Raw genomic sequence first — 15246 nt, 5'->3', positions numbered from 1 at the left:
ATTTAACCAATTATATTCCATGAAGTTTAATTTTTCTGTGCTGATCATGATAGTCATATCAAGCTGCTTATTTCTTCCCTTGCTGCGGGCATCTGATCATGGAATAAACCAGGATCCTATTGTAAAAAAATTCTCCTACGAGACCTTATCTTTTTATCAAAAAAAACTCTTCGATGAATTCCTCACAGAGGAGATTCCTGCAGGTGCATCGATCACCTCCATACTAACTGATCACACCAGTATACGAACTAAAACCCGGCTGGCTGAAGCATTATTGTTTAGAAACCATGAGGGTGATAAAGGGCAAGCTGCCATCATCCTACAATGGATCCTGGCCAATCAAAACCAGGATGAGCAGAGCAAATACTATGGCATCTGGAAGACTTCTATATCCAATGATTTGCTTGATCAAAACTGGCGTGAATTTATAGGCTGTGATCTGATTATCATTAGACATCACTACCGCTCGCTTTTGCCTGCTGAAATTATTGGATCCATTGAAAAGGGGCTGATACATGCCGCCAAAGGAGCATTGATAAGAAATGTATCGGCAGGTTATACCAATATCTCCATTATGAGTGCATTTTTAATGGAATATGTTGGCACAGAGTTTAAAATAGATGAACTAAAAAACGCCGGCTTGACCAAAGCACGTGATATCTACACCTTATATCAGAAGCACCATACCTGGAGCGAATACAATTCACCTACTTACTATGGCGTCGCTTTGATCGGACTGGCCTTATGGCGTGAGTTTTCTTTTTCCTCAGAAATGCATGACATGGGCCTGTACCTTGAAAAAGAGTTTTGGCATGAGATCACTACCTTTTATAACCCTCGATTAAAGAATATGGCCGGACCTTATTTCAGAGGATATGGAATGGATATGAAAAAATATTTTGCCATTGTCGGTATCTGGATCGCGCTCGCGCATGACGATGAACGGTCAGCTCCTCTACCTTCAGGTGACGGACCCAAGTATGGTGAAATGAGTAACCTCGCCACGATCTTCCATTTAGGTATATCCATCCCCCGGGAGGATATGACCAAACTAACCACCTTTACAAAATCGAAGTATATCACGCGCATAATACCTAATGAATACAAAGGCGATAGTCTCAAAATAGTCACTGCTACGATCCATGAGGATTGGATGATGGGCGGATTGCAGGGCAATCGCAGAATATGGAATCAAATAAAAGCTGGTACGATTCATTGGCTCTCAGAGGAAGGTGATATCGCCTGGTTGCTGGTACCGGGAGATGGCAAGACAAATGTAGTCGTCGATAAAAACAAAATGACCATCCTGAAGGCAGATCAAAATTTAACCAGTTTTGAACTATGCATTTATGCCAAACATATTCATCCAGATAGATTCTCCAGGGGTATTTGGAGTTTGCCAGGTATGCAACTTAAAATTAAAACCGGCCTTCCCTTACCAAGAGTTGTAGAGGTACCAACTCAAATGCTACAAAGTGAATACGCCCTCTCAGAACAGCTTCCTTATTTAATCAAACTTGTATTTGAAGTTCCTCCAATCTGGAAAAGTGATAAAGCCATGCTGCAGATCAGGCCTAAAAAAACCAAGCTGTAAAAGTTTATATCTTTAAAAAATGCTTTTTAGTTCAAGTTATAGGAAGTTCAATTTTGAAAATCACTCATTCAGGTATATTACTGCCATCATTGTGATTTCTATTATTGGGTCAACTAATTTCAAGGCCAAAGGGCAAAGTTTGGATTTTCATAAGTTAGAATCACCGATACTATTCAGAGGAGATTCGATGACAGCCTATCGTGATCCTATGGCAGTATATCATCACAAATTGTTTTATCTGTATTTCACACTGATCGAGATCGAACCTGATGGAAAAATCTTTTCCTATACCGCTTTAAGTAAGAGCAAGGATTTGATTCATTGGACCGCAGTACAAAAATTAACCCCAAGAGACCAGACCCTAAATTTTTCAAGTCCAGGCAATGTCATTCGATATAAAAATAAATGGGTCATGTGTCTGCAGACCTATCCCCGGCCTGAGTATACCAGGGATCAAATGCCGAGATATGGTACAAATAACGCTCGCCTGTACACTATGACCAGTAAAGACCTGGCACACTGGACTGCACCACAACTCATGAAAGTAAAAGGGGATACCGTATCCATGGAATCTATGGGCCGAATGATCGACCCATTTTTGATAAAAGACCAGAAAGACAAAAATAAGTGGTGGGTATTCTACAAACAAAATGGAGCCAGCAGATCTTATACCAATGATCTGAAGCAGTGGCACTATGAAGGTCATAGCCCTGCCGGAGAAAATACTTGCATCGTAGAGGTAGAAGGACAGTATCTTATGTTTCATTCTCCTGAAAATGGCATCGGGATTAAAAATTCTACTGACTTGATCCATTGGAATGACTGGGCCCCCACTCAGATACTTGGACAAAAAGAATGGTCTTGGGCCAGGGGAAGAATCACCGCCGGTTTCGTACTGGACCTTTCGAAAAAAAATAATATCCACCGCTATTTGATGTTTTTTCATGGGTCCGGCCCCAAAACAGAACAAGCAGGCGATTTTGACAAAAATGCTTCGATTGGCCTGGCCTGGAGTACAGATTTGAAGCATTGGGATTGGCCAAAATAATTTTTTTTTGATTTTGAAGAAATTAAATATTTTTAAATCAATGCGATTACTTCAAGCTCTCCTGATTATCTTATGGTATCCTGTAATTGCTGTGAGTCAACAATTACCTGCACCGACAAACTTACGCTGCGACCTGTTATTGCATCCGGAGAAAGTGAGTCTGCACGGACTGGAAACTGCAATGACCCTTACGGAAGCGCTGAGCGTCCAAAAAAAATATGAATACGCTAAGATTTTTAACCAAACACCTAAACTGTTCTGGCAAGTAGATACTACCATTAAAAAAGTGAAAGCTTATCGTATACTGGTAGCGTCCGACACGGAGACCTTAAAGCGGAACAAAGGCGATCTATGGGACTCAAAAAGAATCAGATCAAGTCAACAATCTGCCACCTACGAAGGAAAATCATTGAAACCCGGCAAAATCTATTATTGGAAAGTCCAGATATGGAATGAAAAAAACGGTAAATCCCCCTATTCATCAGCACAATCTTTTAGCCTCAGTGACACCGACAGTGCTGGGTCTTTTGCGCATTATCCACTCGCGGCAGAACTTCAATCACCGGTATCAATAGAGCAAAGAAAAGATGGAGTCTACTTTATTGATTTTGCAAAGGATGCATTGAGCCAATTGCAACTGCATCTGACCAGTTTGGAGGACGATACCCTTATGATAGAGGTGGGCGAAGCTTTGGAAAAACCAGGCCATATCCACAAAAATCCCGGTCGCAATATCCGGTATTTAAAAATCGCCTTACCCATCTCGAAAGGAACAGGTGATTATACCCTGGACTGGCCTTATAACGAACTTAGAAATAGCCGCAACCCAGTTTTGATGCCGGAGTATATCGGCGAAGTCTATCCATTCAGGTACGTGACTATTACAAACTTCAAAGGCAAACTAACGAGTTCAGACATTAAACGAAAAATGATTCATTACCCTTTTGACCAGCAGGCCTCTAGTTTTACATCCAGTGATACAGTACTCAACCAGGTCTGGGATCTATGCAAATATTCCATGAAAGCCACCAGTTTTACAGGATTTTATGTCGATGGAGATCGAGAACGAATACCCTACGAAGCTGACGCCTTGATCAATCAACTCTCTCATTATGCAGTAGATGCAGAGTACAGTATGGCTAGACGCACTTTGGAATATCTGATATTTCACCCCACCTGGCCTACAGAATGGAGTCTGCAAAATGTATTGATGGCCTGGAATGATTACCTCTATACCGGGGACGACGCCTTTATTAAAAAATATTATTCTCAACTTCAAAAAAAAATGCTCCTACCACTGGCTGGAGCTGATGGTTTGATCAGCACGAGGACAGACAAACAAACTGATGCTTTTTTGACTTCAATTCATATCAATAAAGACTTTGACAGACGCAGAGGATTACATGATATTGTAGATTGGCCACAGAGCGGTGATTATATCGGGGATGAAAAAGCGTATAGTGGCGAGACCGATGGTTTTGTTTTCAATCGGTACAATGCCGTCGTCAATGCTTTCTATTATCGCAACCTGGTATTGATGCAACAAATATCCACGGCGCTGCACAAGACAGCTGATGCGGCATTTTATGCAAACAAAGCCAACCAGGTGTATCATTCTTTTCAAGAGGTATTCCGGCACCCCAATTCTGGCTTGATCAAAGATGGTGATAGTACCGATCATGTCTCCTTGCATAGCAATATGTTTGCTTTAGCATTTGGGTTGGTACCTCCAGATGATAAAACCCGGGTCGTACAGTTTATTGAGAGTCGTAAGATGGCTTGCAGTGTATACGGGTCACAGTTTTTACTTGATGCATTGTATGAAGCAGGCCAGGCAGACTATGCGCTGGAACTCCTGACAGCCACTACTCAAAGAAGCTGGTATAACATGATCCGAATAGGTTCTACAATATCCCTCGAAGCCTGGGACAAAGTCTACAAGCCCAATCTCGACTGGAACCATGCCTGGGGCGCTGCTCCTGCCAATCTGATCGTGAGGCATCTGATGGGAGTTATGCCACTTACACCGGGTGGAGAAATCCTTCAAATAAAACCTCAAATTGGTCACCTCGATTTTGCTCATTTAACGACACCTACCATACGTGGTATTGTCTCAGTATTTTTTGACAGAAGACCTGGCAAGGATTTATTAGAGGTGTTTATCCCTGGTGGCACTATGGCTAAAATCTTCGTACCCAGTAAGAAATCAACATCCAGGCTGTACATGAATGGAATCCGCCAACCCCTGACACCTGTGGATGGTTTTTTTGAGGTCCAAAACCAACTTGCAGGCAGACATCAGTTTGAAGTAAAATGATTTTAATGTGCGATCGGTTTAATGCCCATAACATGTATAGCTATTGTTTAGGTTATGGTGCTTGCTGGAGTCCAATTACTACATACATCTTTATCAGAAAATGCTCCGGCCTATACTGATGATTTGTTATTTTGCAACCTATTTAGGTTTGTCCAAAACACTTTTATGAAAATAATTAATCACAAGACCGTTATCCTTTCTGTAACAGTTTTGATTCTATTAATCAATATTTCTTGTCGAAATACGCTACCCAAACCTAAGGATTTGCCTGCATCTGAAAATATGCTTCCTTCAGTCGACGATGACTATCCATTTGACAAATTCACGCCATTTACATCTTTGTTTAATCGGCACAATCTCGGCAGCTGGACTATGCAGGACAGCGGATTTTGGTCAGTGGAAAATGAGGCTATCATAGGTCGACCATATCCTTCTAGTGCCAAAGATTCCTGGTTGTTATCGAATGATGAATACGATGATTTTGCCTTAAAGCTTGAATTCATGCTGCCCCAAAATGGCAATAGTGGGGTCGCAATCCGTATGCCGAGGGACTCTTTTGGTGATCCTGACCGGTATGGTTACGAAGTTCAGATATGTAATTTGCCAAAAAGAAAACTCACCGGGAGTCTGCTACATCATGCTGAATCATTTGGCAATAACAAGTATAATCCAGATTTATGGAACCAAATGACCATAATCTGTAAAGGTGATAGCATCATTGTATATCTCAATCATGAACAAATTTTAAACGAACGGGTAAATGGCTCGAAAAAAGGTAGAGTTGGGTTCCAAATTCCTAAGGACGCTCAATTTTCTAGCCAGGTTGCCAAATTTAGGAATATTTATCTGCAGAAATTGTCATCAAGACTGTCCAATATTCCACCGGATTATACAGGACTACCTTTTAAAGATTCGGTCTATACATTAGGACCTCAGGTAATCCCCGGCAAAATTGAATGCGCTTATTTTGACCTGGGAGGAGAAGGCGTTGCCTATCATGACTTAGAACCAAAAAATCTCGGCAGCGGTGGCCTCAATGTCAATCCTCGTCACCAAAGGCCACAGGCTACACCATATGAATGGGGATTTCGAATGCAGGAAGGCGTAGATCTTTCTTATACCAAAGATTTTGCAGACTTCAATCATTTGGACAACTATTATACACCAGCTTTGAATCAGTTTTATGTCGGGTGGACAGAAGACAATGAGTGGCTCAATTACTCAATCGATGTTAAGAGGGCAGGGACTTATAATATCAGAGCACTGTACAGTAATTATAATAACATCATCACCTTTGATATTGATCATAAAAAGGCCAGTACTTGCACATTGCCGGTCAATACCGGGAGTTATCACATTTGGAACAATGCATCGGTAGGCTCTATTACCTTTGATCAAACAGGACTACATCTTTTGACTTTTAATCATAACGCTAAAAACAATTTTGCATATTTTGAATTCATCTTTGAGGAGGAAAAAAGTACATCTGGCAGATCAGCTGGCAAGTCCCCAAATTCGCCATAATCTGTTTACCTGCAAACTTTTCCGAAAGATTTGCGTTCTAGCTTTAGTTTAGATCCGCCAAATACAATATTGATGCTGCCTGTCATAACCTATGAGTTTTATTTTATCGAAATCAGTCAGGCGGATATATGAACTTAAGAATAATGAATAATAATCGAAACAGATCCGGTAACCGATAAATATCCTCTATGAAAGCACTATACCTACTCATAGACTTCTTTACCATCCTGGTCCCTTTTATTTTCTCATTTCATCCAAAGATTCAGTTCAATAAAGCCCTTCGATATTTTTTGCCGGCTAATCTTTTGGCCGCCTCAATCTTTATCGTCTGGGATATCATTTTCACCAAAATAGGCGTTTGGGGATTTAATCCGGATTACCTGATGGGGTCCTATATAGCAAGTATTCCGATGGAGGAACTATTGTTTTTTATTTGCATTCCCTATGCCTGCGTTTTTACAGTCTTTTCTTTTAATATTTTTTTTAAGTTGACCTGGAATACCCGGACAGAAAATATTTTTGTAGTGGGAGCTTCTGCCATCCTATTAATAGTAGGAATATTAAATTATACCCGGTGGTATACTTCCACTACTTTCATTAGCCTGGCCTTATTCCTATTATTTCTAAAATATTGGGCTAAAGTAGCCTGGTTGAGTAAATTGGTCCTGGTCTACCCTGTTTTGCTGATACCTTTTTTTGTGGTTAATGGTATTCTGACCGGGACAGGACTACCAGCACCGGTGGTATGGTACAACGACAATGAAAATTTGGGCATCAGATTGTTAACCATTCCAGTCGAAGATATTTTTTATGGATTTGAACTTATACTACTCAACTTTTTTTTCTATGAACAATTTAAAGGCAAATTAATCGCAGAGCCGAATGAATAAGGACAAAGTAAATATCTTTTGGTTCAGAAGGGATCTGCGATTTTTTGACAATCATGGCTTTTTTAGAGCATTAAAGTCGGATCTCCCGGTATTGCCAATTTTTATTTTTGACAAAAATATATTGACTAAACTACCTTCCGAACAAGATACGCGCATAGATTTTATCCACCATTCGCTGACACTACTCCAGCAGGAGTTTATCAAAGCCGGATCATGTTTGACAGTCATCTTTGATGAACCTTTGCATGGTTTCGACAGGATCCTCAAAGAATATGATGTTCAGGCGGTATATACCAATCACGATTACGAGCCTTATGCTATCCAGCGAGATCAAGCAGTAGGCACCTGGTTCACAACTCGTAAAATTCAGTTTTTTACCTTCAAAGACCAGGTGATTTTCGAGCGATCAGAAGTAATGAAAGCAGATGGTACTCCCTATACCATATTTACACCTTACTCGAAAATCTGGAAACAGAGATTGGAATTAAATCCAATTACTACTTATCCGTCAGAGAAGTTATTGGCCCGGTTGTATCAAACCAAGATCAAGCCCTGGCCCACTGCTAAAGCATTGGGATTTGAAATAAAAACCAGTAAGGTTGCCCCGCCTGCTTTGGAGCCCGGCACAATCAAATCTTATCATTTGACCCGTAATCTGCCTGCAGTCAGAGGCACAAGCAATCTAAGTGTTCATCTCCGATTTGGAACGGTGAGTATCCGGTCACTTTGTCGCAAAGCGCTTACCTTAAATGAACAATGGTTAAATGAATTAATCTGGCGTGAATTTTTCATGATGATCTTATTCCACTTCCCTTATGTGATACATCAAAGCTTTAAAAGTAAATATGATGCCATCATCTGGAGAAACAACGAATCGGAGTTTGATGCATGGTGTAAAGGTGAGACCGGTTACCCGATTGTAGATGCCGGCATGCACGAACTCAACCAAACCGGCCTGATGCACAATCGGGTGCGAATGATTGTAGCGAGCTTCCTAACCAAACATCTGCTGATAGATTGGAGATGGGGCGAAGCGTATTTTGCCGATAAACTACTCGATTTCGAACTTTCCTCTAATAATGGCAACTGGCAGTGGGCTGCAGGATGCGGATGTGATGCAGCACCTTATTTCAGAATATTTAATCCATCGGAGCAGACCAGAAAGTTTGACCCTGATCATGTTTACATAAAAAAATGGTTGTCCGACGACCAGATATATTTCTTAAACCCAGTGGTCGACCATGTTTTTGCCAGAAAGAGAGCGCTCGAAGTGTACAAACATGCTTTGACTCCAACCTTATAAAAATGAATACTATACTCATCATCGGTGGGAGTGGCTTAGTTGGACGCCATCTTACCCAAATGTTACTCCGAGCAGGTTACAAAGTAATTTGGCTGACCCGCCATATCCAAAATGATATCGACATAGTCCAATACAAGTGGGATTGGCAGCGACAGACGATTGACCGTACTGCCTTTGAGGAAACTGACACCATCATCAATCTCAGTGGAGCCTCTATCAATGGTCGTCGCTGGAATACTGCCTGGAAAAAAGCAATCTATGATAGCAGGGTGAGGTCCACCAATTTTTTATTCGAGTGTATCTCAAAGCAACCTAACAAGATAAAAACATATATATCAGCCTCTGCTACAGGGATTTATGGCGTCACTACCATAGACCATATCTTCCATGAAACAGATGAGCCCGCCAATGATTTTTTGGCCAAAACCTGCCAGGATTGGGAATCTGCAGCCAGTCAATTTTCATCATTAGGAATAAGGACAGTGATGATTCGATCAGGCATTGCCTTGTCATCTGATTCTACAGCCTTCAAGAATATTATTTTGCCTGTAAAATGGGGCTTGGGAGCAGCCCTGGGTACAGGACAACAAGTATTCCCCTGGATATATGTAGAAGATTTGTGTGGAATATACATGAGGGCCGTTGAATACACCTCGATGTATGGTGCCTACAATGCTGTAGCACCGGAATCCATCACTAACCACACTTTGATGAAATCTTTAGCCAATCATTTACAAAAACCATTCTGGCTACCCAATGTACCGGCATGGGTCATTAAAACTTTGTTCGGTCAGTTAGCAGACTCATTATTACATGGCTCCAGGATTTCGGCTGATAAAATACAGTCTACCGGATTCAAATTTGAATATCCTCAATTGAATAAAGCCCTGGACGCGATTGTACCCAGCCGCCATAGTTAAAAAAATCCAGTTTAATCCAAAATTAGGTCCATTAATTTACGGACTCCACATTCTCCATATTTTCTATATTTTCCTGGCTGTTTCCTTCAGGCAATGGCTGAGACTCTTCTTGCTGAGATGCCTCCTCAGGCGGCCGGATCACATTGATCAGTGCTTGTGGCAGGATATCCGACAGCTCATTCTTTCTTCTTGAGAACATTAAACCAACCATCATTATCAGGACGGAGATCAGGAGAGTCTGAATGATTAATGATTTGTTGACCATCGGCAATCTCTGTTCCGGGAGAATGGAGAGGAATAACAATACGGTAATCAGTCCCCGTGGAGCGATATATAGTAATGGATCCGTCTGTATCTTAAATAATTTGAGTGTAATCCATCGAATAATCATGATGATGGTTACGATGCCCACAGCCCAGGGCAAAGAATCAGGGTTCAGTATTTCGGAGGCTTCCATAAGGAAACCAAATAACATAAAAAATAATGCTCTGACCAAAAAAGTAGCTTCATAGTTGACATCCTTAAACTTGAGGATCTCCTTGTTTAATTTCTCGGGCTTAAAATACTCTATCCATTTAAATCTTTTTAGTTCATCCAGGTTGCCCAGAAAAAGGCCCAGCACGAGTATAAAGATTAAACCTGGCAAGTGGTAGATTTTTGAAACTGCATAAATAAGTATAACCAGCAACATGATAGGGGTAAAAGTCACATGGTTTTTGATCCTGCTGAGCAAAAAGGATAGCCCGAGCACAGAGACAAAGGAAACCAGGATCATTATTAATAATTCTAAAATGAAATTGCCAAAAGATACACCATTGATATACTCATTCAACGCCAGGAAATTGAAAAACAAAACTCCAATGATGTCAGAGAGACTACTTTCATAGATGACGAACTCTTTGTCAATTTTGGGCAAATATCGAACGCTGGGGATGGCAATAGCACTGCTCAGCACACAAAAAGGGATCGCATTGACCAGGTTAAGCTTTAAATCTTGATGGTCAAAATAATAAAAAATGCCTGCAATTGCGAATGCAGATGCCACCATAGGTATTAAAGCTACAAAAAAAGACTTTGTGATCATCGGCACTTTCTCGTGTGTGAGCTCCAGCTCCAAAGACCCTTCCAATACGATCAGAATCAGTCCAATAGTGCCAAGCGCCGGCAATAAGGGATTCAAGTCAGGTATATCCAATTGAAATAATTCTACGGCTTGTTTGACTACCCAACCTAACAATAGTAGCATGATCACCGAAGGAATCTTTGTCAACGAAGAACTTATATCAAATAAATAGGCTATCAACAATAAAGTACACACTAATATGATGATTGTCGTAGTCATATGTTAAATTTAATAAATTTGAATTTCGCTTAAAAATGAGGCAATTGATTGATAGTTAGCATTCAATCCTATTAAGAACTCAGAATATATGCAAAGTATTTCAAATATCTGACTTAAGTTCATAAAAAACAAACAAGATCGACGAACACCAAACCTGGCCAGCTATAAAAAATAGCTCATACAAATCCAAAAAACAATAATTTTGATAATTGTGGAACCTTATCCTATCCAGTCAACCACTTCTATCTTTCAATCATTTAACCAGATTGACAGACAATCTTATCACACGATCATCAGGTACTTTAATCAGCATGTCGAAGAAATAAAATGTCTCAATTTTGAGGAATATTTTGAGATATTGACCAGCTATGTCAATGCTTTATTTGAAGCAGGTGCCTATCAAAAACACGCTCTAATGGCAGATGTGGTCATCGAAGCTTCGATCATCAACAATGTGCGTGTATACCAGGGCATTGCCCTGTTCGAAAAGACCTTGTTTCAAAAAGCGGCCTCTTTATATCACTTGCATCAATTTGAAGAAAGTGCTCATATTCTGACAGAATTGATAAAAATAAATCCGTCGGATGAGACTTTTCAAACCTTTTTAAGAAAAAACCGGCTTTTAGTCAAGCCTGCTTATTTGCGCAAATCACTAGGTTTAGCAATTGTATTCTATTTTATAAGCATCCTGGTGATAGCTTTGACTACTTTTTTTTTAGACCCCTTCTATCCTCAATACACCCCTCTGGCCGACCAATGTAGGAATCTTGCTTTTATGTCAGGTACTGGATTGATTCTCATTACAGATGGAATTCACAGACTCAGCGTATTGATGCAGGTGCGTAAATTGACTGCTCAGTCAATAGAAAAGTTAAAGAGAAGCTAATCCATCACTCCATACTTATCCATTTCCTGTACCTTTGCGCCCAGACCAAAAAAAGCAGTCTTTTTACCTATGTTTGACCTATTAAAGAGTAGCCTTAAAAAAATATTTGGAGGCTCAAAGCAAGACAAAGATATAGCTCGTTATCAGCCACTTGTAGATGCCTCTCTGGCATACCATGCCACCTTGGGAGATATCACACATGATGAGCTCCGCGCGCACACCATCCGTTTTAAAAACATTATAGCCGAAGGACTGGCTGAGATCAATGCACAAATAGATCAGACCCGACTGGAAGCCAATGATAATGACGATCCTGAAGCGAAAGAAGATTTGTTTAAGGAAGTAGATGCTTTGTCCAAAGAAAAGGATAAAATACTAGAAGAAATTTTGTTGGAGATCTTACCGGAGGCTTTTGCCGTTGTCAAAGAGACCTGCAAACGCTTTGTCGAAAATGAGACTATTACAGTCACCGCCACTGATCATGACCGCAACCTGGCTGCAACCAAATCCTTCGTCAGGATAGAGGGTGATCAAGCCATCTGGTCCAACCATTGGATGGCTGGCGGAGGCGCCATCACCTGGAATATGATCCCCTACGATGTCCAATTGATAGGCGCTGCTGCGCTTCACGAGGGCAAAATCGCCGAGATGGCGACCGGAGAAGGAAAAACCCTGGTTTCCACACTTCCTGCTTATCTCAATGGACTCAGTGGTATGGGAGTACATATCATCACGGTCAATGATTACCTGGCAAAACGAGATAGCGAATGGGTAGGCCCCATCCATGAGTTTTTGATGCTTAAAGTGGATTGTATAGATAAATACCAACCCAACAGTATCTCCAGGAAGCATGCCTACGAATGCGATATCGTCTACGGTACCAATAGTGAATTCGGTTTTGACTACCTGAGAGATAACATGGTCATTTCACTGGATGAACTCGTGCAAAAAAAACATCATTATGCGATGATCGATGAGGTGGATTCCGTATTGATAGATGATGCCCGTACGCCATTGATTATCTCAGGCCCTGTAGCCCAGGGACAAGAAGAACAAGAATATATAGAGCTAAAACCCAAAGTAGAAAAAGTGATCGATGCCCAGCGTCGCCTCGCTACCCAGTTTCTGACGGAAGCCAGGCGCCTCATCAATGAAGGCAAGACGGGTACAGACGAAGGAGAAGGTGGCATGGCTTTATTGAGAGCTCACCGCGCTTTGCCCAAAAACCGACCACTCATCAAGTATCTGAGCGAAGAAGGTATCAAGGTGATCCTTCAAAAAGCAGAAAACTTTTATATGCAGGAGCAATCCAAAAATATGCATAAAGTTGATGCCTCCTTATATTTTACGATTGATGAAAAAAACCGTAATGTAGAACTCACTGACAGAGGAGGCGAATTTTTATCGCAGGGCAGTGAGGACCCTACTTTTTTTATTATGCCTGATATCTCCGTCAAGCTGACAGAGATAGATAAAGATCCATCCATCAGCGATACGCAGAAAAAAGAAGACAAAGAAAACCTGATCCAGGAATATGCGATCAAGTCACGACGGCTTCACTCTGTCAATCAATTACTCAAAGCCTACACCTTGTTCGAAAGAGATGAAGAATATGTCGTGATAGAAGGACAGGTAAAAATCGTCGATGAGCAGACAGGTCGTATGATGGAGGGCAGACGATATTCTGATGGTTTGCATCAGGCGCTTGAGGCTAAAGAAAATGTCAAAGTGGGCGATATCACCCAGACTTATGCCACGGTGACACTTCAAAATTATTTCCGCATGTATCATAAACTCTCAGGGATGACCGGTACAGCAGAGACCGAGGCCAAAGAGCTCTGGGATATCTATAAGCTGGATGTCGTCGTCATACCGACCAATAAAGCATGCATTCGTGATGACCGGGAGGATCTGGTCTACAAAACCAATCGAGAAAAATTTAATGCAGTTATAGACGAGATTGTAAATTTATCGACAGCGGGCAGACCCGTATTAGTAGGAACGACTTCAGTGGAAATTTCCGAAAAAATGAGCCGCATGCTCCAATTGAGAAACATCAAACACAATGTACTCAATGCCAAACAACACCAGCGGGAAGCGGAGATCGTCGCAGAAGCAGGTAAAAAAGGCAATGTCACCCTGGCTACCAATATGGCAGGGCGTGGTACAGACATCAAGATATCTGACGAAATAAAAGCGCTTGGTGGTCTCGCAATCATCGGTACGGAAAGACATGAGTCAAGGAGGGTCGATCGCCAGTTGAGAGGTAGAGCAGGTAGACAGGGGGATCCGGGTACCTCCCAGTTCTATGTGTCGCTCGAAGATAGTCTCATGCGATTATTTGCCACAGAGCGAATGGCTGCCTGGATGGATAAACTCGGACTCAAAGAAGGTGAAGTGATCCAACACAATATGGTCACTAAATCAATCGAAAGGGCTCAGAAAAAAGTAGAAGAAAACAATTTTGGCATCAGAAAAAGACTGCTGGAATATGACGATGTCATGAATATTCAACGCGAAGCCATCTACACCAAGCGAAGGAATGCCCTCTCCGGCGAGCGGTTGGTCGTCGATCTCAACAAGATATTTCAATCTGTGGCTGAAAATATAGTTACAGAATACAAAGGCTCCAATAATTTTGAAGGGTTTAGAGAAGAATCGATGAAGACTTTGGGGTTTGACCCTGATCTGAGCTCAGAGGAATTTCAATCAAGTTCAGAAGATACTATCATCCCGGCGTATCAGGCCAATGTACGTGAAAAATATGAGCGCAAAAAAGAACAAATCACTGATACGCTTCTGCCCGTGATCAAACAAGTACATGATCGTGAAGGTCAGCGATACAAACGGATCTCTATCCCATTTACAGATGGTCGCGCTCGCATGCTGCCCATCTCCGCTGACATCGAACCTGCAGTCAAGTCCAAAGGCAAGAGTATCATGCTCGACATCGAAAAAGCCATCACCCTCTCTTTAATTGACGACAGTTGGAAGGAGCATCTGCGCAACATGGATGAGCTGAAAGACTCTGTACAAGGTGCCAGTTTTGAGCAAAAAGACCCATTGGTTATCTATAAAATGGAAGCTTACGAACTGTTCGAAGGATTGGTAGGAAAGGTAAATAAAGAAGTGGCATCTTACCTGATGGATGGCAAGCTGATGATCCAGCAAGCTCCTCAGGAAGCCCGGGAGCGTAAAACTGACCTTTCCAAAGTCTCTACCAATAGGCGGGATGATGATGAACAAAACAGGAGACGCTCAGCTATGCAATCTGCTGGCCGTGAAGAAGTGCAGAAAGTAGAGACGATACGCAGGACGGATAAAAAAATCGGACGCAATGATCCTTGTCCATGTGGCAGTGGCAAAAAATACAAACAATGTCATGGAGCAAATGCATAATGCACCGCGCCTTGATTAGAATT

General features: G+C 41.5%; 9 protein-coding genes and 1 pseudogene. 9 read left to right on the top strand and 1 reads right to left on the bottom strand.

Features of this window, described 5'->3' with window-relative positions:
• Positions 1-19: 19 nt before the first annotated feature.
• The 7 genes from IPJ09_20870 to IPJ09_20840 all read left to right on the top strand — a co-directional run bounded on the left by IPJ09_20870 (position 20) and on the right by IPJ09_20840 (position 9596).
• On the top strand, positions 20-1594 hold the full coding sequence (locus tag IPJ09_20870; GenBank protein MBK7373836.1) for a hypothetical protein: 1575 nt from the start codon (positions 20-22) through the stop codon (positions 1592-1594).
• 19 nt (positions 1595-1613) lie between these two features.
• Entirely contained in the window at positions 1614-2642 is a 1029-nt protein-coding gene (locus IPJ09_20865; GenBank protein MBK7373835.1) for a family 43 glycosylhydrolase, read from the top strand.
• 40 nt (positions 2643-2682) lie between these two features.
• Positions 2683-4959 carry an alpha-L-rhamnosidase gene (locus tag IPJ09_20860; protein MBK7373834.1) on the top strand — a complete coding sequence of 759 codons (2277 nt, stop codon included), beginning with the start codon at positions 2683-2685 and terminating at the stop codon, positions 4957-4959.
• Between the two features lie 165 nt (positions 4960-5124).
• Positions 5125-6483 carry a DUF1080 domain-containing protein gene (locus IPJ09_20855; protein MBK7373833.1) on the top strand — a complete coding sequence of 453 codons (1359 nt, stop codon included), beginning with the start codon at positions 5125-5127 and terminating at the stop codon, positions 6481-6483.
• A 188-nt stretch (positions 6484-6671) separates the two neighbouring features.
• Entirely contained in the window at positions 6672-7373 is a 702-nt protein-coding gene (locus tag IPJ09_20850; protein ID MBK7373832.1) for a lycopene cyclase domain-containing protein, read from the top strand.
• Positions 7366-8676, top strand: a complete 1311-nt coding sequence (locus IPJ09_20845; GenBank protein ID MBK7373831.1) for a deoxyribodipyrimidine photo-lyase — start codon at positions 7366-7368, stop codon at positions 8674-8676. Before IPJ09_20850 ends, IPJ09_20845 begins: the two co-directional genes overlap by 8 nt.
• Positions 8677-8678: 2 nt before the next feature.
• Positions 8679-9596 carry a TIGR01777 family protein gene (locus IPJ09_20840; protein MBK7373830.1) on the top strand — a complete coding sequence of 306 codons (918 nt, stop codon included), beginning with the start codon at positions 8679-8681 and terminating at the stop codon, positions 9594-9596.
• Between the two features lie 181 nt (positions 9597-9777).
• On the opposite strand, the pseudogene IPJ09_20835 reads toward IPJ09_20840, so the two are convergent.
• Positions 9778-10938, bottom strand: a pseudogene (locus IPJ09_20835) (sodium:proton antiporter).
• A 211-nt stretch (positions 10939-11149) separates the two neighbouring features.
• Here IPJ09_20835 and IPJ09_20830 point away from each other — a divergent pair.
• Together IPJ09_20830 and secA are read left to right on the top strand one after the other, a co-directional pair.
• Complete coding sequence (locus tag IPJ09_20830) at positions 11150-11824, top strand: hypothetical protein (GenBank protein ID MBK7373829.1); 675 nt, start codon at positions 11150-11152, stop codon at positions 11822-11824.
• A 69-nt stretch (positions 11825-11893) separates the two neighbouring features.
• Positions 11894-15223 (top strand): preprotein translocase subunit SecA, encoded by a 3330-nt coding sequence (gene secA / locus IPJ09_20825; GenBank protein MBK7373828.1) that lies wholly within the window; start codon positions 11894-11896, stop codon positions 15221-15223.
• Positions 15224-15246 lie beyond the last annotated feature (23 nt).

The sequence above is a fragment of the Saprospiraceae bacterium genome, assembly GCA_016709995.1.
Classification (GTDB): domain Bacteria; phylum Bacteroidota; class Bacteroidia; order Chitinophagales; family Saprospiraceae; genus JADJLQ01.
Note: the sequence above shows the minus strand (reverse complement) of the source record. Positions and strands in the feature narration are given on the sequence as shown.

Bases quoted from the DNA above. Each gene is read 5' to 3' on its own strand.
- IPJ09_20870 (MBK7373836.1), top strand. From the start codon at position 20: ATGAAGTTTAATTTTTCTGTGCTGATCATGATAGTCATATCAAGCTGC.
- IPJ09_20860 (MBK7373834.1), top strand. From the start codon at position 2,683: ATGCGATTACTTCAAGCTCTCCTGATTATCTTATGGTATCCTGTAATT.
- IPJ09_20840 (MBK7373830.1), top strand. From the start codon at position 8,679: ATGAATACTATACTCATCATCGGTGGGAGTGGCTTAGTTGGACGCCAT.
- secA (MBK7373828.1), top strand. From the start codon at position 11,894: ATGTTTGACCTATTAAAGAGTAGCCTTAAAAAAATATTTGGAGGCTCA.
- IPJ09_20855 (MBK7373833.1), top strand. From the start codon at position 5,125: ATGAAAATAATTAATCACAAGACCGTTATCCTTTCTGTAACAGTTTTG.
- IPJ09_20865 (MBK7373835.1), top strand. From the start codon at position 1,614: ATGCTTTTTAGTTCAAGTTATAGGAAGTTCAATTTTGAAAATCACTCA.
- IPJ09_20845 (MBK7373831.1), top strand. From the start codon at position 7,366: ATGAATAAGGACAAAGTAAATATCTTTTGGTTCAGAAGGGATCTGCGA.
- IPJ09_20850 (MBK7373832.1), top strand. From the start codon at position 6,672: ATGAAAGCACTATACCTACTCATAGACTTCTTTACCATCCTGGTCCCT.